17 protein-coding genes and 1 tRNA gene are annotated in these 15834 nt (G+C 61.7%); 12 read left to right on the top strand and 6 right to left on the bottom strand.

Translation table 11 applies throughout. From position 1 onward, the window contains the following. The 4 genes from T281_RS00535 to T281_RS00520 form a co-directional block, all read right to left on the bottom strand. Positions 1–480, bottom strand: a complete 480-nt coding sequence (locus tag T281_RS00535; protein ID WP_052036869.1) for a DUF3280 domain-containing protein — start codon at positions 478–480, stop codon at positions 1–3. 194 nt (positions 481–674) lie between these two features. Next, entirely contained in the window at positions 675–1781 is a 1107-nt protein-coding gene (locus tag T281_RS00530) for an S-(hydroxymethyl)glutathione dehydrogenase/class III alcohol dehydrogenase (protein ID WP_037232550.1), read from the bottom strand. Between the two features lie 194 nt (positions 1782–1975). Beyond that, positions 1976–2680 (bottom strand): phosphate signaling complex protein PhoU, encoded by a 705-nt coding sequence (phoU, locus tag T281_RS00525; protein WP_037232547.1) that lies wholly within the window; start codon positions 2678–2680, stop codon positions 1976–1978. A 175-nt stretch (positions 2681–2855) separates the two neighbouring features. Further along, the gene (locus tag T281_RS00520; protein WP_037232544.1) at positions 2856–3128 is read right to left on the bottom strand and encodes a metal-sensitive transcriptional regulator; all 273 of its coding nucleotides are present in this window, start codon (positions 3126–3128) and stop codon (positions 2856–2858) included. A gap of 217 nt (positions 3129–3345) precedes the next feature. Here T281_RS00520 and T281_RS00515 point away from each other — a divergent pair, with 217 nt between their 5' ends. Beyond that, complete coding sequence (locus T281_RS00515; protein WP_037232542.1) at positions 3346–4092, top strand: YebC/PmpR family DNA-binding transcriptional regulator; 747 nt, start codon at positions 3346–3348, stop codon at positions 4090–4092. 127 nt (positions 4093–4219) lie between these two features. Here the strand turns inward: T281_RS00515 and T281_RS00510 are convergent, their stop codons facing one another. Continuing rightward, a complete protein-coding gene (locus tag T281_RS00510) occupies positions 4220–4654 on the bottom strand; it encodes a hypothetical protein (protein WP_037232539.1) in 435 nt (144 codons plus the stop codon). Positions 4655–4869: 215 nt separating this feature from the next. On the opposite strand from T281_RS00510, the gene ppa reads away from it, so the two are divergent. The 6 genes from ppa (at position 4870) to T281_RS00480 (ending at position 9833) form a co-directional block, all read left to right on the top strand. Further along, on the top strand, positions 4870–5403 hold the full coding sequence (gene ppa, locus T281_RS00505) for an inorganic diphosphatase (RefSeq protein WP_037232536.1): 534 nt from the start codon (positions 4870–4872) through the stop codon (positions 5401–5403). Positions 5404–5699: 296 nt separating this feature from the next. After that, on the top strand, positions 5700–6158 hold the full coding sequence (locus T281_RS00500) for a hypothetical protein (protein ID WP_037232533.1): 459 nt from the start codon (positions 5700–5702) through the stop codon (positions 6156–6158). A 160-nt stretch (positions 6159–6318) separates the two neighbouring features. Further along, positions 6319–7116, top strand: a complete 798-nt coding sequence (dapB, locus tag T281_RS00495; protein WP_037232667.1) for a 4-hydroxy-tetrahydrodipicolinate reductase — start codon at positions 6319–6321, stop codon at positions 7114–7116. Between the two features lie 36 nt (positions 7117–7152). Next, the gene (locus T281_RS00490) at positions 7153–7773 is read left to right on the top strand and encodes a 2,3-bisphosphoglycerate-dependent phosphoglycerate mutase (protein WP_013418354.1); all 621 of its coding nucleotides are present in this window, start codon (positions 7153–7155) and stop codon (positions 7771–7773) included. 290 nt (positions 7774–8063) lie between these two features. Beyond that, positions 8064–8822: an endonuclease III gene (gene nth, locus T281_RS00485; protein WP_037232532.1), complete on the top strand. Its 759-nt coding sequence runs from the start codon at positions 8064–8066 to the stop codon at positions 8820–8822. An 18-nt stretch (positions 8823–8840) separates the two neighbouring features. Then, positions 8841–9833, top strand: a complete 993-nt coding sequence (locus T281_RS00480; protein ID WP_037232531.1) for an adenosine kinase — start codon at positions 8841–8843, stop codon at positions 9831–9833. Between the two features lie 8 nt (positions 9834–9841). On the opposite strand, the gene T281_RS00475 is transcribed toward T281_RS00480, so the two are convergent. Continuing rightward, positions 9842–11584, bottom strand: a complete 1743-nt coding sequence (locus tag T281_RS00475; RefSeq protein WP_037232530.1) for a Crp/Fnr family transcriptional regulator — start codon at positions 11582–11584, stop codon at positions 9842–9844. A gap of 276 nt (positions 11585–11860) precedes the next feature. Between T281_RS00475 and T281_RS00470 the strand changes: the two genes are divergently transcribed. The 5 genes from T281_RS00470 (at position 11861) to T281_RS00450 (ending at position 15486) form a co-directional block, all read left to right on the top strand. Next, positions 11861–12475: a peptidoglycan recognition protein family protein gene (locus T281_RS00470; RefSeq protein ID WP_052036868.1), complete on the top strand. Its 615-nt coding sequence runs from the start codon at positions 11861–11863 to the stop codon at positions 12473–12475. Positions 12476–12739: 264 nt separating this feature from the next. After that, positions 12740–13048 (top strand): 50S ribosomal protein L28, encoded by a 309-nt coding sequence (gene rpmB, locus T281_RS00465; protein ID WP_013418349.1) that lies wholly within the window; start codon positions 12740–12742, stop codon positions 13046–13048. An 827-nt stretch (positions 13049–13875) separates the two neighbouring features. Further along, entirely contained in the window at positions 13876–14313 is a 438-nt protein-coding gene (locus T281_RS00460; RefSeq protein WP_013418348.1) for a phasin family protein, read from the top strand. A 188-nt stretch (positions 14314–14501) separates the two neighbouring features. After that, positions 14502–14750 carry a hypothetical protein gene (locus T281_RS00455; RefSeq protein WP_013418347.1) on the top strand — a complete coding sequence of 83 codons (249 nt, stop codon included), beginning with the start codon at positions 14502–14504 and terminating at the stop codon, positions 14748–14750. Between the two features lie 659 nt (positions 14751–15409). Beyond that, positions 15410–15486 (top strand) — tRNA-Pro (locus T281_RS00450). The last annotated feature ends 348 nt before the right edge of the window (positions 15487–15834 follow it).

Genomic DNA, 15834 nt, shown 5'->3' with positions numbered 1-15834 from the left:
TCAGTTATCTTCGAAATTCAGGGGAAGCACGCAGGTCGCGGCGAGTTCATCGACGGCGCCTTTCCAGGCGTCGTCCGTGTCCTCACGTATGTCGACACTCTTGCTAGCGAGAAGCTTCCCGGTCTCCACGTCGCGGACGAAAACAGCCATGGCGCGCGGGACATCCTGTACTTTCTGCACCGATCCGGTGATGGAAATCACGGCATCGACCTTCCGGGCAAGCGCGCCGTCGCACCCATTGCACGCGCTGAGGCTGAAGGCACGCGCGGACGGCTCCACCGGGGTCAAATCCGCCATCTCGAACTTGCCGGAGCGGACGAGGGCTTCGCGCAACCGGGTGGCCGCAGCCTTCAGCCGCTGCGCCTCTTCGGGACGGCTGCCAAGGCTCGCGGCGTCGGAATTCGCGTCGATCATTTCAAAATCGAAGACCGCAACGCGTTCCGCCGCCGAAAGGCCACCGGCGGCGAGGAAAAGAAACAAAGCAAGTGCTGTCGAAAATATAGGCATAGGGCGAATATGAACACCGAGCTTGGGCGCGGCAATGGCGCTCCGCAGCAGGATCGCCCCATGGTTACCGGCGTGAGCGTAGCGCAAAAGCAATGAGACAGAGCGTCTCCAGAAGCCCGCCTGAAAAAGAAACGCTCTGGTGCTGTGGCGCATACGTTTGGTGCACATCAGTACACGACGACCGAGCGGATGCTTTGGCCCCTGTGCATGAGATCGAAGGCGTCGTTAATCTTCTCCAGCGGCATCCTGTGCGTAATCATCGGGTCGATCTCGATCTTCTTTTCCATGTACCAGTCGACGATCTTCGGCACGTCGGTTCGTCCGCGCGCGCCGCCGAACGCCGAGCCCTTCCAAACGCGGCCGGTGACGAGTTGGAACGGCCGCGTCGAGATTTCCTTGCCCGCTTCCGCCACGCCGATGATGATGCTCGTGCCCCAGCCGCGATGACAGCATTCGAGCGCCTGCCGCATCACGGTGGTGTTGCCGGTACAGTCGAAGCTGTAATCCGCGCCGCCGCCGGTGAGGTTCACGAGATGGGCCACGATGTCGCCCACGTCCTTCGGGTTGACGAAATGCGTCATGCCGAAGCGGCGGCCCCATTCCTCCTTCGAGGGGTTGATGTCGACGCCGACGATCTTGTCGGCGCCCACCATGCGTAGCCCCTGGATCACGTTCAGGCCGATGCCGCCGAGGCCGAACACCACGCAATTTGCGCCTGGCTCGACCTTCGCCGAGAAGATCACCGAGCCGACGCCCGTGGTCACGCCGCAGCCGATGTAGCAGGATGTATCGAAGGGCGCGTCCTCGCGGATCTTCGCCACGGCGATCTCGGGCAGCACGGTAAAGTTCGAGAACGTCGAGCAGCCCATATAGTGGAAGATCGTCTGTCCCTTGTAGGAGAAGCGGCTCGTGCCGTCCGGCATCAAGCCCTTGCCTTGCGTCGCGCGGATATGCGTGCAGAGGTTCGTCTTGCGGCTGAGGCAGGATTTGCACTGGCGGCATTCCGGCGTGTAAAGCGGGATGACGTGGTCGCCGGGCTTGACGCTTGTCACGCCCGCGCCGACCTCGCGCACCAGCCCTGCGCCCTCATGGCCGAGGATCGACGGGAAAATGCCCTCGCTGTCGAAGCCGTCGAGCGTATAGGCGTCGGTGTGGCAGATACCCGTCGCCATGATCTCGACGAGCACCTCGCCCGCCTTCGGCCCTTCGAGGTCGACTTCCACGATTTCGAGCGGCTTTTTCGGCTCGAATGCGACGGCGGCGCGCGTTTTCAATCCCGTATCCTCCCTTTGCGTTTTCCGCATATGTGACAAGAGAGTTTACGCCGCGCGCAGCCGCTTTCAACCAGGCCGGCTCGACACTTCCACGGCTCTCACGTCGGATTGAAGCTCGCGCGCCGGGGACGAAAGGCAGCCGCATGCATCCAATGATGATCCCGGCGGCTGAAGCGCGTCGTGCGCGCCTCCGATCAGCCTTCCGACGGGACGGGCGCGATATCCGCACGCGGCCGGTTCTCGACGAGCGGCTCGCCCGTGATGATGTAGGCCGCGATTTCCGCGATGTTCGTGCAATGATCGCCGATTCGCTCGATGTTCTTCGCGCAGAAAAGGAGATGCGCCGAGAAGGTGATCGTGCGCGGGTCTTCCATCATGTAGGTGAGCAACTCGCGGAACAGCGCGTTATACTGGCGGTCGATTTCCTCGTCGCGGTTCCAGACGAGCAGCGCCTGATCGAGATTGCGCTGCGAATAGGCGTCGAGCACCGTCTTGAGCTGAAGGGCCGCCAGATCGCCGATAGCGGTGAGGCTCCTCGTCATGGGCGAGAGCCACGCCTTTTCATCGAACTGCGCGAGCCGCTTCGCCGTGCTTTTCGCCAGGTCGCCGATGCGTTCGAGGTCGCTCGCGATGCGAAGCGCGCCCAGCACCACGCGAAGGTCCACCGCGACCGGCTGGCGGCGCGCGATGAGCTGAACCGTCATTTCCTCGACTTCGCGCTGCACCGCGTCGATCACTTGATCGCCAGCAATAACCTTGATCGCCTTTTCCGGATCGGCCTCGGTGACGGCGGAGAGCACGAGCCGCAATTGCTGCTCGGCGAGACCACCCATGCGGGCGATGGCGTTTTCGAGAGCCTTGAGCTCCTGATCGTAGGCGGTGACGGTGTGGGCAGTCATTTCCCTATTCCTTCTTGAAGGCCGGCTCGGCTGCGAAAATGCATTGGATATTCGGACCAGGAACGGGAAGAGCGCCATGCGCCATAACCCCCTTTTTGGATGAAGCCGAGTCCGCCCGCGTCATTATCGCCTTTCTTTAAGACAGAAACGTAACAGCAATTTAACGCTGCAAGTATCAGCGCAGACGACGGTTCAACACCTCCATCAGCTCGGCTACCTTGGTGCGCTGTTCCTCAGCGTTGCCGCTCTGGATTGCATGCTCGACGCAATGGCTGACGTGGTTCTCCAGGATTTCGCTTTCCACCTTGCGAAGGGCAGCCTGCACCGCCGCGATCTGTGTAATGATGTCGATGCAATAGCGTTCATCGGCAACCATGCGCGCGATGCCGCGCACCTGACCTTCGATGCGCGCCAGTCGTCGCAGCCTCTTGTCCTTGCCTTCCCGCATCGGAAATTTGTACCACCGCAGGGTATGACAGACAACGAATCGCTTGGGCGCCGAAGCGCACGACCGAGCAGGTTGAAGCAGGCCATGTCGTGGGCGGTCGAGATGCGCGCGCACTTGCCAGACGCAAAAACGCGACGCAAATCTTGTGCTCGCGCGTGAAAATTGCGACAACGCATCCAATCAGCGGACAAATTCGAGACGAACACAAAGGCTACCCATGGCAGGGCATTCGCAATTCAAGAACATCATGTATCGCAAGGGCGCTCAGGACGCGAAGCGCTCGAAGATGTTTTCCAAGTTCGCGCGCGAAATTACCGCCGCCGCGAAGGTCGGTCTGCCCGACCCCGCCATGAACCCGCGCCTTCGCACCGCCATTCTTGCGGCGCGCGCGCAGAACATGCCGAAAGACAACATCGAACGCGCCATAAAGAAGAGCCAGGAGGCGGGCGGCGCGGACTATGTCGAGGTGCGCTATGAAGGTTTCGCGCCCGGCGGCGTCGGCATCATCGTCGAAGCGCTGACCGACAACCGCAACCGCACGGCGGGCGAGGTGCGCTCGCTGTTCACGAAGTACGGCGGAAACCTCGGCGAAACGGGCGCGGTGTCATTCAGCTTCGACCGCGTCGGCGAGATCGAATATCCGCTGTCGGCCGGCAGCGCCGAGGAGATGCTGGAAGCCGCCATCGAAGCTGGCGCGGACGATTGCGACACCGATGCCGAGGCGCACTGGCTCACGACCACCATCGACGCTTTCAGCGAAGTTCAGGCTGAGCTTGAAAAGAAGTTCGGCCCGGCGAAGTCGGCATCCATCGGCTGGCGACCGCAAAACACCGTCGAGGTGGACGAGGAAAAGGGCGAGAAACTTCTGAAGCTGATCGATTCGCTGGAAGATTCCGACGACGTGCAGAAGGTCTACGCGAACTTCGAGATGAGCGACAAGGTCATGGAGAAGCTCAGCGCGTAAATCGCGGTCCGGGCGGCGGCGTTCCCGCGCGAAAGCCGGGGCGCGGCTGGCGGAGCGGAGAACGGCGCGTGCCCGCAGCAGCGCCTTTCCACTTTGTGTCTGTCCGCCGGAATTTTGCCGTCGCGATTTAAGACCCGGCGAAGATGTATTCGTCCACCTTCTTGCAGTCTTCCGGCGACAGCACGACGATTGCCGGAATTTCGATCCGCTTGAAAACCGCCTCGATCTTCGACGCTCCCCAGCCGTTATTGTTCGTCGTCTTGTCGAAGATCGGCTTCACATCCTTCACGATGCAGGTGCCGCGCGTATAGGACGCGGTCAGGCCCATCGCGCGCTTTGCGGAGCCGTGAAGCCCGGGGATCGTACCTTCGAGCCAGCCGGTCGTGGAAAGCGCATATGTCTTGGGATCGGTTTCGGTGGCGAAAAAGCTCTCCACCTCGAACTCGCAGGAGAAGGCACGGCAGTATATGCCGGTCTTGATGTCCTCGATATTCTCCTTGAATATGGTCTTGACGAAGCCTCGGATTTCTCGCGGCTCACCGCCAAGCGCCGGAGCGGTCATACCAAGCGTTATCGCAAGGGCATAAGCAAATAAACGAGGCGTGGGCATCGGGAAAACCGGCTCGCGTTGCATGAAAACTATTCCCCCCACTGTCTTTTGCTTCTAAAGAAGTAACCGTACGGCGCAAGGCTTATCTGCGCCGTATCGCCGCAAAAAGATGGAAAATCGGCTCCGACTGCGCTACGACACGCTCAAATTATCACAAGGGCAAACGAATGCGCATTGACTCCATCCCGATCGGCAACAACCCGCCTTTCGATATCAACGTGCTCGTCGAGGTTCCCATTGGCGGCGAACCGATCAAGTACGAACTCGACAAGCCGTCGGGAACGCTGTTCGTCGACCGCATGCTGTACACCGCGATGCATTATCCGGGCAATTACGGCTTTGTGCCGCACACGCTGTCGGAAGACGGCGATCCGCTCGACGTGCTCATCGCGAATAATCGGCCGATCGTGCCGGGCGCGATCTGCAACTGCCGCCCGATCGGCGTTCTTTTCATGCGCGATGAAGCAGGCGGCGACGAAAAGATCATCGCCGTGCCCTCGGACAAGATTTCGCCGACCTATCGCGGCATCCGGGACTATACCGACCTGCCGGACATGCTTCGCAACCGCATCTCCCATTTCTACGAGCACTACAAGGATCTCGAACTTGGCAAGTGGGTGAAGATCGACCGTTGGGGCGGCGAAGCGGAAGCGCGCGACCTCATTCTGAAGGCGATCGAGGACGGCCGGAAAAAGGGCTGATCCCCGGACGCTCATGGCTGTATCTGGGGGCGTTGGTACAATTGCCGCGCCCCCGTCAAAATTCCGACATCGGATCTTGCACGGATCGGTGGCGGGTTACACCTGATCTTCCATGGGGGCGGCCTTGCCAGTGTAGGCGAGGCTTTCCGGTTTTGCCGGAACTTGCCTTCGCCTGTGCATCGGGCCACGAGGGGCCATTCCGATGCAGACACGAATTCCGGCGCCGTGACGGCCGCGAAGGTGGCATTGCACGACGCGGTTAGCTTTCACGCAATAGACTCAAGGAAGGGATAATCATGTCATTTGAGGACGATCGGCGGCGTCGCGCAAGCACGAACCCCGAGGAATGGTTCAGCATTCTTCTGGCTCTGTTCGCCACAATCGGCGGCGCATTTTTCATCGGTTCCTATCCGGACTATACGCCGGGCGAGACCGGCGGCGTGGCTTGGGCCGTGCCTGTCTGGATCGGGTTTTTCTACCTCATCATTCAGATGATGTTCCTGCTTTTCTCCGCGAGCCAGATCCGCGCGCTCGGCGTGCTCGATTCGGTGCTCGCCATCGCGCCGGTCGTCGCGGGTCTCGTGATCCTCGTGCAGATCATCATCAGCCCGACGTTCAAGGAACAGATTTCGGCCTATCAGCTGAATTCGCTGGCCGTGTTGATCGTGGCGGGCGCGTCGGAATTCCTGTTGACGATCTGGATCCGGTTCGTTCTTAACCGTCGCACCGTCTCTTTCGGCGGCGGCGAGATGTAAGCGGAAAGCTTCTCTCCGATTTCACAAGGGGCGCGCGCCGCAAGGCCGCGCCCTTTTGCTTTTCATAATCGACATTCGAGCTGGGACGCGCAGCGCGTAGGACTCGTAATCCCATCCGCCTTATGATATGCGCCGAAACAAAACAGGCGAGGTACAAGCCATGCGCTTGGCAATCATGGGCGCTGCCGGACGAATGGGGCGCGCGCTGATCCGCACCATTCACGAAACACCGAATTGCGACGTCTCAGGCGCAGTCGAGCGCGCGGGCTCGCCCTTTATCGGCAAGGATGCGGGCGAAGTCGCCGGTGTCGGCCCGCTCGGCGTCGCGATCACGAGCGACGCCATTTCGCTGTTCACCCATGTCGACGGCGTGCTCGATTTCACAACCCCTGCCGCGAGCGTTGAAACCGCTGGCCTCGCCGCGCAGGCGCGGATCGTCCATGTGATCGGCACGACGGGCTTTTCCCCCGACGACGAGGCGAAGATCGAGGCTGCCGCACGCCACGCCACAATCATCAAGTCCGGCAATATGAGCCTCGGCGTGAATCTGCTCGCGGCGCTGGTGGAGAAAGCCGCCGCCGCCCTCGACGAACGATTCGACATCGAAATCATCGAGATGCACCACAAGCACAAGGTCGACGCGCCATCCGGCACAGCGCTGCTTCTGGGCGAAGCGGCAGCCGATGGCCGTCACATCCAGCTTGCCGATCACAAGATCACCGCGCGCGAAGGCCATACGGGCGAGCGCCCGCTCGGCGCGATCGGCTTCGCCGCGCTTCGAGGCGGCTCCGTCGTCGGCGATCACAGCGTGATCTTCGCAGGCGCCGGCGAGCGCATCGAGTTGTCGCACCGCGCCGAAGACCGGCAGATTTTCGCGCGGGGCGCCGTCGCCGCCGCGCTCTGGGGTCAAGGCAAAGGCCCCGGTCTTTTCTCAATGCGCAACGTGCTAGGGCTTTAACACCCCGCTTTTTCGCGAAACTCGAAGGATACAGCAATGAACAACGTGCTCGTGCTCGTTCGCCACGGCGAGAGCGAATGGAACAAGCTCAACCTTTTCACCGGCTGGCGCGACCCCGACCTCACCGAAAAGGGCATCGACGAAGCGCGCCAAGCGGGCGAACTCCTGAAGAAGGACGGCTATGCCTTCGACATCGCGTTTACGAGCGCGCTCACACGCGCGCAGCACACGCTGTCGCTCATCCTAGACGAACTCGGCCAGCGCACCATTCCGGTCGTGGAGAATCAGGCGCTGAACGAGCGCGACTATGGCGACCTCGCTGGCCTCAACAAGGATGACGCGCGCGCGAAATGGGGCGAGGAGCAGGTGCACATCTGGCGTCGCTCTTACGACATCCCGCCCCCCGGCGGCGAAAGCCTGAAGGACACGGCCGCGCGCGTGCTGCCCTATTATGAGGCGGAAATATTGCCGCAGGTGAAAGCGGGCCGGAATGTGATCGTCGCCGCGCACGGCAATTCGCTCCGCGCGCTGATCATGAAACTCGACGGGCTTTCGACCGAAGAAATCCTGAAGCTCAACCTCGCCACGGGCGAGCCCTATGTCTATCGCCTGAACCCGGATGGGTCGGCCGCTTCGAAGAAGACGCTTACCGCGTAGTCTCGCCTTTCCCGAAACCGGATAGGGCACGCCCGATTCGGTTTCGGCGCCGCGCGTGCCTGCGTAAATCGCTGGTGGCGTGTGGAATATGGCGAAAACCGGGCGTAAACGTGGCCCGCCACGCTCAAGAATGCCCCGCTTACGCCTTTCGTACGACAAAGCTCTTGCGCCCGCGCTCGCGATGAGGCAGCAAAGACACGCGGAAGCGAAAACTCCGGCTTTGCTTTCCGCAGCTGATACCCGCCGCCGGAGTTTGACCAGAGCATTGTAACCCGGTTCACCGGCCCGACATGGAAAAGCCCTGTGTTGCGGGAGGCCGAAAGGCGAAGGCCAGGCTGACCCCCGCGACGAAAGAGAAACGGACGGGCAGCACCTCTTCCCTTCTTTCGGCGGAGGAGATCGGTGAGCTTTTCTCCCGGTTCGCGGCGGCCATGCCGGACCCGCGCACCGAACTCGACTATGTGAACCCGTTCACGCTCCTTGTCGCGGTGGTGCTCTCTGCACAGGCGACCGATGCGGGCGTCAACAAGGCAACAAAGGCGCTGTTCGCCATGGCGGACACGCCGGAAAAAATGCTGGCGCTCGGGGAAGACAAGGTCCGCGACGCTATCAAGACCATCGGGCTTTTCAACACGAAGGCCAGAAACGTCGTGGCGCTTTCGAAGGCGCTCGTCGAAACCTACGGCGGCGTGGTGCCGAAAGACCGCGATGCGCTCGAAAGCCTGCCAGGCGTCGGGCGCAAGTCGGCGAATGTCGTGCTGAACGTCGCTTTCGGCGAGCCGACCATCGCCGTCGACACACATATCTTCCGCGTCGCGAACCGCACCGGGCTCGCGCCGGGGAAAACGCCGCTCGCGGTGGAGTTGGGCCTCGAACGCGTCGTTCCCGCCCGCTTCGCGCTGAACGCGCATCACTGGCTCATCCTGCATGGGCGCTACGTCTGCAAGGCGCGAAAACCGGAATGCTGGCGATGTCTCATCGCCGATCTGTGCCGGTTCGAGCCGAAAACTCCATCCCCCGCGACAAGCGGCGGCGCTAGCGTCAACTGAAACGGAACACGAAAAACCATGACGAAATCGCTTCACGTGCTCGGGATCGGCCATGCGCTGGTCGATATCATCGCCTCCTGCGAGGAAAGCCTCCTCGAAGAGTTTTCGCTGGTGAAAGGCACGATGCGGCTTACCTCGCCGGAAGAGGCGACCGCGCTTTACAGCCGCATGGGACCGGCGGTCGAGGCGAGCGGCGGCTCGGCGGCAAACACCTGCGCGGGCATCGCCTCGCTCGGCGGCAAGGCCGGCTTTGCGGGCAAGGTTGGTCAGGACCAGTTCGCGGACGCCTTCGCGCACGACATCAAGGCGACGGGCGTCAGCTTCTTCGGCGCGAAGGACGGCAGCGGCACGCCCACCGGACGCTGCCTGATTCTCGTCACGCCCGATGGCGAGCGCACGATGAACACCAATCTCGGCGCGGCGGCGGAATATTCCGAAGCCAATCTCGACGCGGACGCTATCGCTGCGGCAGGGATCGTCTATCTCGAAGGCTATCTGTTCGATCCGATCCCGGCGCGGCAGGCGTTCTTCGCGGCCGGCGAAGTCGCACATGCGCGCGGCACGAAGCTCGCCTTCACGCTGTCCGATCCGTTCTGCGTGGACCGTCACCGCGAAGGCTTCCGCAAATTCATCCGCGAGAGCGTGGATATCGTGTTCGCGAACGAGAAGGAGTTGCTCGCCCTTTATCCGGGCGCGTCGTTCGATGAAGCCTGCGCGGCGATCCGTTCGGAATGCGCGCTTGCCGCCATCACCCGCAGCGAGAAGGGGTCCGTCATCCTCGAAGGCGAGACCACCGTCACCGTCCCCGCGGTGAAGATCGAAAAGCTCGTGGACGCCACCGGCGCAGGCGATCTCTACGCGGCGGGCTTTCTGTTCGGCCTCTCCACGGGCCGCGACCTCGAAACCTGCGCTAAGATCGGCAGCCTGTGCGCCTCGGAAGTGATCACGCAAGTCGGGCCGCGCCCACAGCGCCCGCTGGCCGCCCTCGCCCAATCGCACGGCCTCATCTGATCTTGAAGTTATGTCGCGCGCGTCTTCTCGATCTCGGCCGACATCGAGTCGAATGCCGCATCCCTGAGCCGCGCCCATTCGCCCCAATCCGTGGGGCTTATGCCCTCGGCAACGGGGACGGCGTAAGTGACGGGCGCGCCATCGACCGGACGTCGGCGGCGGGACTGGTACGCGCCAAGCACGCTTTCGATGCGCAGGCGCTTGTCGATCGGCCCCGGCGACTGAAAGGGCGCGAGCCGGAACTGGGAGCCGCCCACGGCTTGCCGGTACGACATCGGCGACGCGCCGAGGCCCGGCGCGGCCGGATGCAGGAAAACGGGCGGCGCCGACGAAAGCCGCTCGGCCGCTTCCAGAAGCGCTTCGGTCTCGCATTCGCCGCTGACAAGGATCGCGCCATCTTCCGGGATGAGCGGCGGGAGCAGGCCCGGCGGCAGGATACCGGCTCGAACTGCGGCATGCAGCCCGCCGCCACAATGGACAGAGGGCGCATCTTTCGACAGCGAGAGCGAAAGCGCCGCGAACGGCCGCGATGCGAGCGCGATGTCGAGCCCGGCGAGCGCCGAGCCAAGCACCGCGTCAACAGCCAAAGCCTCGTATAGTCCAACCTCGGCACGGCCCGCGCGTTTCCACAGCAGCGGGTTCGCAAGCTCACGGAAAAGATCTTCGGCGTCCGCCAACGTCACACCGCAGGCGAGCATCCCCGCGGGCAGAACGGCGCTTCCGGCAGCGGCGAGCGCTGTTGCGGGCGCGCCGCTTGCCTCAAAAGCCTGAAGCGCACCGAGGATCGCCGCCGCGTAGACGCCCGTGCTGGTGACAGCGATGGTATTTCCGCGCCCGAGAAGCGCGCTGGCAAGCTGCGCCGTCGCGCGTGGAACCGAGAAATCGATGAAGAGCGAGGTTCGATAGGGTCGGGGCGGCAACCACTCCGCCGCCTTCCTCACCTCGATGCCGTCGCTGGCGACGACGAGGCTGCACCGCTCCGGCCCGCGCCGCTCGATGGCATGCCGTTCGAGGTCGGATAGCTCCGTCGCGCCGCCCTGCCCCAGAAAGACGATTTCATCGGCCTCGCAGACAGCGTCCGCCGCGAAGGCGTGATCGGAGCCATCGGCGATCACCACCGTGACGTCGAATTTAAGCTCCTGTTCCTGAAGCCAGTGCGCCATCGCGGGGTCGTCGAAGGCCAGCGCGCCCGGAAGGCTGCCGCCGAACGTTTCTTGCCGGAGCACGCGGACCTCGGCGGTCTCTTCGAGCGCCAGCAACAGGGCGTCGAGCGTCGCTTTGTCGAGGCGCGCATTCGCGCCCGCCGGGCACACGAGCAGGCGCGACGACGCCTTCAGGCGATTGGCTGCTGCGGCATGACCGTTGAACGCGCGCGAGAAGCACGAGCCGATGAGCGAAGGCGTCGCCGCGTAGCCCGCCACGAGATCGTCCCACGCGATGGACAGCAGCACGGTTTCGCGCAGCGCCTCATGCGTCGACGAAGCCGGACCTCGGCCGAAGAACGCTTGTGCCTCGACCGCGTCGCCCTGCCCGGTCTCATGCCCGGAAGCTCCGCCCTCCCGCGCCTTCAGTCGCCCCGAAGCGACGATTGCCAGATCGTCCACGGGATCCCCTGCCATCGCGACGATCTCGCCCCGCCCTACAACGCGCAGCGACGTGCAGGCATAGACGCGCTCAAGCTCGGCCCCGCTCAGCCCCGCAAAGGCCGGGACGCCCTGCAAAAACCGGAGTGTTCGCGACGCCTGTTCCATGCCCTCCCCTTAGCGCGCTTTGCTTGCAGTGTATGCGATTTTCCACAATGCGCACGGGTTGAGCGCCTGCGCGAAACCCGCGACACGGGAATGCTATGCGCCGCGCAGACACCCGCTTACTTTTTCCTTGCGAAAGCCTTTGGTAGCCTTCCACCGGCATGCCGATACTGTTAAGACGATGCGTAATGAAGACAATGCGCGCCGGACCGGCAGACCGGCCGCCCCTCCGTGGATGTACTTTTGGGCACCAGACCTCGCCATAGCCGGCTCCGGTTGATGAGCGCGCTTATTTTTTGCGCGGCTGTGCTCGCTTTTTCTCTCGCACCCTCCGGCACTGAAGCCTTTGCTGACAATCCGGTGCCGGATATCGTTCCCCGCGCGGCGTGGGGCGCGCAGCCGCCAAATTATGTGCTGATGCACGACCAGAAGCCGACCGAGATCATCATCCATCACACGGCGAATCGCCAGCAAAGAAGAGTCAGCCTCGAAGCCAAGATGCGGGGCCTGCAAGAGTTTGCATTCAAGCCCGGCCGTGTGGGCTTCCTGACGAAAACGGCGTGGGGCGACGTCCCCTATCACTACTACATCGACGTTTCGGGCCGCATCGGCGAAGGCCGCGACCTCTCCTTCGCCGGCGACAGCGTGACCGCCTTCGACAATGAGGATCGCATCCAGGTCGCGGTCGAGGGCGATTTCGAGCGCGAGCAGCCGTCACAGGCGGAGGCCGAATCGCTGACCCGCCTTGTGACGTGGCTCGCCGCATCGTACGGCATCCCCGCGAGCGCGATTTCCGGGCATGGCGATTTCGACCAGACGAACTGCCCCGGCAAGAATCTCAAGCCGATTCTCGAAGAAATCCGCGAAGCCGTGCGCGCAATAAAGGCACGATAGCGACGGCGCGACGGTTCGTCCAGCGGGCGAGACCATGGGAATTACATAGCCGGATATCGGGTTAGATCAGCCGGATCGTTGAATTCGTCTCTGATACCAATCGGATGACGTAATGGCCAGAGCCGCTTGAGGAATCCATTTTCATCCGGGTACGGGCGGGGAGTACCGCGCAAAGGAGGCTTGACCCGCGTTGCCTCAGGCGTTACATGAACCAAAGATAGGCGAGCACGCCATTACTTCCAATTCCAATATCCAGGTCCGATCATGTCGCGCCAGTGCGAACTCACAGGCAAGGGTGGCCTCGTCGGTCATCTCGTTAGCCACTCCAATATCAAGACGAAGCGGCGCTACCTGCCGAACCTTTGCAACGTCACGCTGATCAGCGATTCGCTCGGTCGCGGCGTGCGTCTGCGCATCAGCGCGAATGCCCTGCGCTCGGTCGAGCATCGCGGCGGCCTCGACGCCTTCCTGCTCAAGGCCCGCGACGAAGAACTTTCGCTTAAGGCTCGCCGCCTGAAGAAGGAAGTCTCGAAGGCGCGCGCCGCCGCTGCTACGGCCGAGACTGCCGCCTAAGACGCCGCAGTCGCCACCTGCCAATCCGCGCTCGAATGGAATCATTGGAGCGCGGACACGATGCTCGGCGGCCAGTGCTTGATCTGCGATTCGGCGGCGTAAAATGAGCGGGGGCTAGCCCTTCGCCTTACCATTGCGCAGACCGTTTGCCGCCTTTTTTGGACACGCTAACGAAGATCCCTGCTTTCAACAGAGCATAGAGTCGTGGCGCGGGTTTCGCTGACTTTAATAAGCATCCACTCCTGCACAAACAATTGTGGCGCCATAGCGCTCCTGCGGCGGAATCACAGCCCCCGCACATGATCGAGTCGCCTCACGGGTCAGATCGTCCCGCCGAGTTCGCTCTCTCGGCATGTCTCCTCGGGTGCAACGCAATGTTGCCCGCGCGCAGGTACCTGCGCGCCACCGCGCGACGTCATTCCCACACAGTCCAACGCAAAAGCGCCGTTGCCTTGTGACGTCGAAGCCTGACGAAGACGCAAAAGATTCGAGCCGACGCCGCGAACGGCTTTGGGCGAATCACCACGCGATTGCAAACGAACCGATGTTTTCGCCACCGTGTCGATGCTGCGGGGTCATGAAATGACCCGTCGTCTGCCCGGTTGCACGGCCGCGAGCGCCATAATGTCGGGTTCGAGCCTCTCCCGGATGGAGCGTTCGAAACGCGACACGGAAAATCGAACGGCCGCCCTCGAAGAGTACGCCGCGAGCGCTTGCTAAATTGACGTATATCTTCAATATTCAGGATACTAACCGTGTCTGCCTATAGCGGAATACGGCAATTCACCCGTTTCGACTTCGCCGCGCAAATCAAAGGGAGAATGAACATGACCAATACACCCAATTTCGGCGAACTTCCTGATTCCGTACGCAGCATCCTCAAGACGAGCATCGAGCAGGCGCAGAAGGCTTTCGATACGTTCGCAGCGTCGAGCGAAAAGCTTCTCCAGGGCGTGGACACGTCTTCTGTCCCCGCCGCCGATGGCCTGAAGCAGCTTAACGAAAAGATCGCGGCCTTCACGCGTCAAAATGCAGATGCGAATTTCAGCCTCGCGCTCAAGCTGACCGATGCGAAGCATCTCAGCGAGATCGTGGAACTGCAAAACGCTCACCTGCGCGACCAGATGGAAACCTTCAGCCACCAGTTGGAAGAGCTTCGCGAGATCACCGTCAAGACGGTAAAGGAAGGCTCCCGCGCAGCTACGCAAACCGTGCAGAACGCCGCCAATTCGGTTCCGTCGAACCCCTTCTACAGCGGCAACTGATTTCATTAGAATGCGGAAGCCGCTCAATTTTTCGCTGCGGCTTCCCTCTTACGGGTTCAAGGCACCACCCTCTGGAAATGAGTCTTTGGTTAACGCATTGACGTGGAATCGGCACATTCTTTGCTTACTTTTGCGTGTAGCCGGACCTCGGGCTGGCCGGCACATGTACTCGTAAAGGGGAAGCAGACATGAAAAAGGATCAATCGAAGCGCGAACCGGCGGTCGTTCGGGCTTGGGCTGAGGACGCTGACAAGAAAATCACCATCCAGATCGAGGATCGCGATGGAGAAGCGCTCGCTTTCATTCAGCTTTCACCGGAAAAGGCCTCCGAGTTCTCCGATTGCCTTGCCATCTACGCGGCCAAGCTGAAAATGGCGGCCCGCGAGAAAAACACAGCGCGGCTCGCATCGATGGCGCGACCCACTCTGCTCTGCTAGCGCTTGCGGGGTCTTGCGCTCCTTCCGTCCTGCCACAAACCGTCGACGTTGACCGGTCATCCGATACCCGGCTTGGAAAGTCTCTTTTCATTCAGGAGTGTCGATTAGCTTTGGAGCTGTCGGATGACTGGTCCGCGGTTAGGAGATAACCAAGGCCCGTCTAAGGTGATTGCACGCGAAGTGGATGCCGGTTGGCTGGTCGGAACGCGGCACATCGATACTTTGATTAAATATACGCGAAATGACTCTGTAGCACTTTGCTTTTCGGGTGGAGAACAAAAGCGCGCGGCGCTTCAATTTGTGAGCGTCCTCAGCCGTTGCATAAAGGGTTGCGCCGTCTTCAAAGTTTAGAAGAGGCGGGCTCGCCGAACAGGGCTGTTTCAGATCAAATCCGGCTCAAGCGTTTCCTGCCTTTCCAAGTCCTTGGCAGTTTCCGTTTGCACAGGCGGCGGACGGTCTGGAATCGCCCGTATTGGCATGAGCAAGCCGCCATCCCCCTACAGAAAGACGGAAGTAAGCGCGCAACCAGGCGGCTTCCAACAAATTGAAAGAAGCGCATTTTCAGCGCTTGCGATACGCCAGCGAGGCGGGTATATACGGCGAACGCGTTAGGGAGAACCGACGCGGTATCCTTCGCATCGGCAGCGATGCGATCAAGTCGGAGTGTAGCGCAGCCTGGTAGCGCACCTCGTTCGGGACGAGGGGGTCGAGTGTTCGAATCACTCCACTCCGACCACTTTTAAAGCGCTCATCTGGCATCACGGCCTTTGCATGCCTTTCGGGTTGCGGGAGTATGATGCGTCCTTTGAGACACCCAAAAAGCCAGTTTGGCGAATGTCGCCTCTGATTGAAAAGAAGGGCGCTCCAAGATTCGTTTGAGTAGCGGAACCCGCGCCCACTTTGCGGATCACGTGTCGCTTCATGCTCGCGCCCCTACCAGCGTGGTGCCATAAATCAGAAGCAGCACGACACTCTAAGTTTCGGGCCCGATTTGACGCAGAGCTGCTAGCATGGAAACGCTCTATAGAAGAAGCTCGCACCCGCCTCCGTGCGCACAGATCGAAATGGCCCGAACCACCTCGAC

Source organism: Rhodomicrobium udaipurense JA643 (assembly GCF_000636015.1).
Lineage (GTDB): Bacteria > Pseudomonadota > Alphaproteobacteria > Rhizobiales > Rhodomicrobiaceae > Rhodomicrobium > Rhodomicrobium udaipurense.
Note: the sequence above shows the minus strand (reverse complement) of the source record. Positions and strands in the feature narration are given on the sequence as shown.

Coding starts and splice junctions, on each gene's coding strand:
- T281_RS00520 (WP_037232544.1), bottom strand. CDS start 3,128: ATGCGGGAAGGCAAGGACAAGAGGCTGCGACGACTGGCGCGCATCGAA.
- phoU (WP_037232547.1), bottom strand. CDS start 2,680: ATGACTGCCCACACCGTCACCGCCTACGATCAGGAGCTCAAGGCTCTC.
- T281_RS00470 (WP_052036868.1), top strand. CDS start 11,861: ATGAGCGCGCTTATTTTTTGCGCGGCTGTGCTCGCTTTTTCTCTCGCA.
- T281_RS00490 (WP_013418354.1), top strand. CDS start 7,153: ATGAACAACGTGCTCGTGCTCGTTCGCCACGGCGAGAGCGAATGGAAC.
- T281_RS00475 (WP_037232530.1), bottom strand. CDS start 11,584: ATGGAACAGGCGTCGCGAACACTCCGGTTTTTGCAGGGCGTCCCGGCC.
- T281_RS00500 (WP_037232533.1), top strand. CDS start 5,700: ATGTCATTTGAGGACGATCGGCGGCGTCGCGCAAGCACGAACCCCGAG.
- nth (WP_037232532.1), top strand. CDS start 8,064: ATGGAAAAGCCCTGTGTTGCGGGAGGCCGAAAGGCGAAGGCCAGGCTG.
- T281_RS00480 (WP_037232531.1), top strand. CDS start 8,841: ATGACGAAATCGCTTCACGTGCTCGGGATCGGCCATGCGCTGGTCGAT.
- T281_RS00455 (WP_013418347.1), top strand. CDS start 14,502: ATGAAAAAGGATCAATCGAAGCGCGAACCGGCGGTCGTTCGGGCTTGG.
- T281_RS00515 (WP_037232542.1), top strand. CDS start 3,346: ATGGCAGGGCATTCGCAATTCAAGAACATCATGTATCGCAAGGGCGCT.
- T281_RS00460 (WP_013418348.1), top strand. CDS start 13,876: ATGACCAATACACCCAATTTCGGCGAACTTCCTGATTCCGTACGCAGC.
- ppa (WP_037232536.1), top strand. CDS start 4,870: ATGCGCATTGACTCCATCCCGATCGGCAACAACCCGCCTTTCGATATC.
- dapB (WP_037232667.1), top strand. CDS start 6,319: ATGCGCTTGGCAATCATGGGCGCTGCCGGACGAATGGGGCGCGCGCTG.
- T281_RS00510 (WP_037232539.1), bottom strand. CDS start 4,654: ATGACCGCTCCGGCGCTTGGCGGTGAGCCGCGAGAAATCCGAGGCTTC.
- rpmB (WP_013418349.1), top strand. CDS start 12,740: ATGTCGCGCCAGTGCGAACTCACAGGCAAGGGTGGCCTCGTCGGTCAT.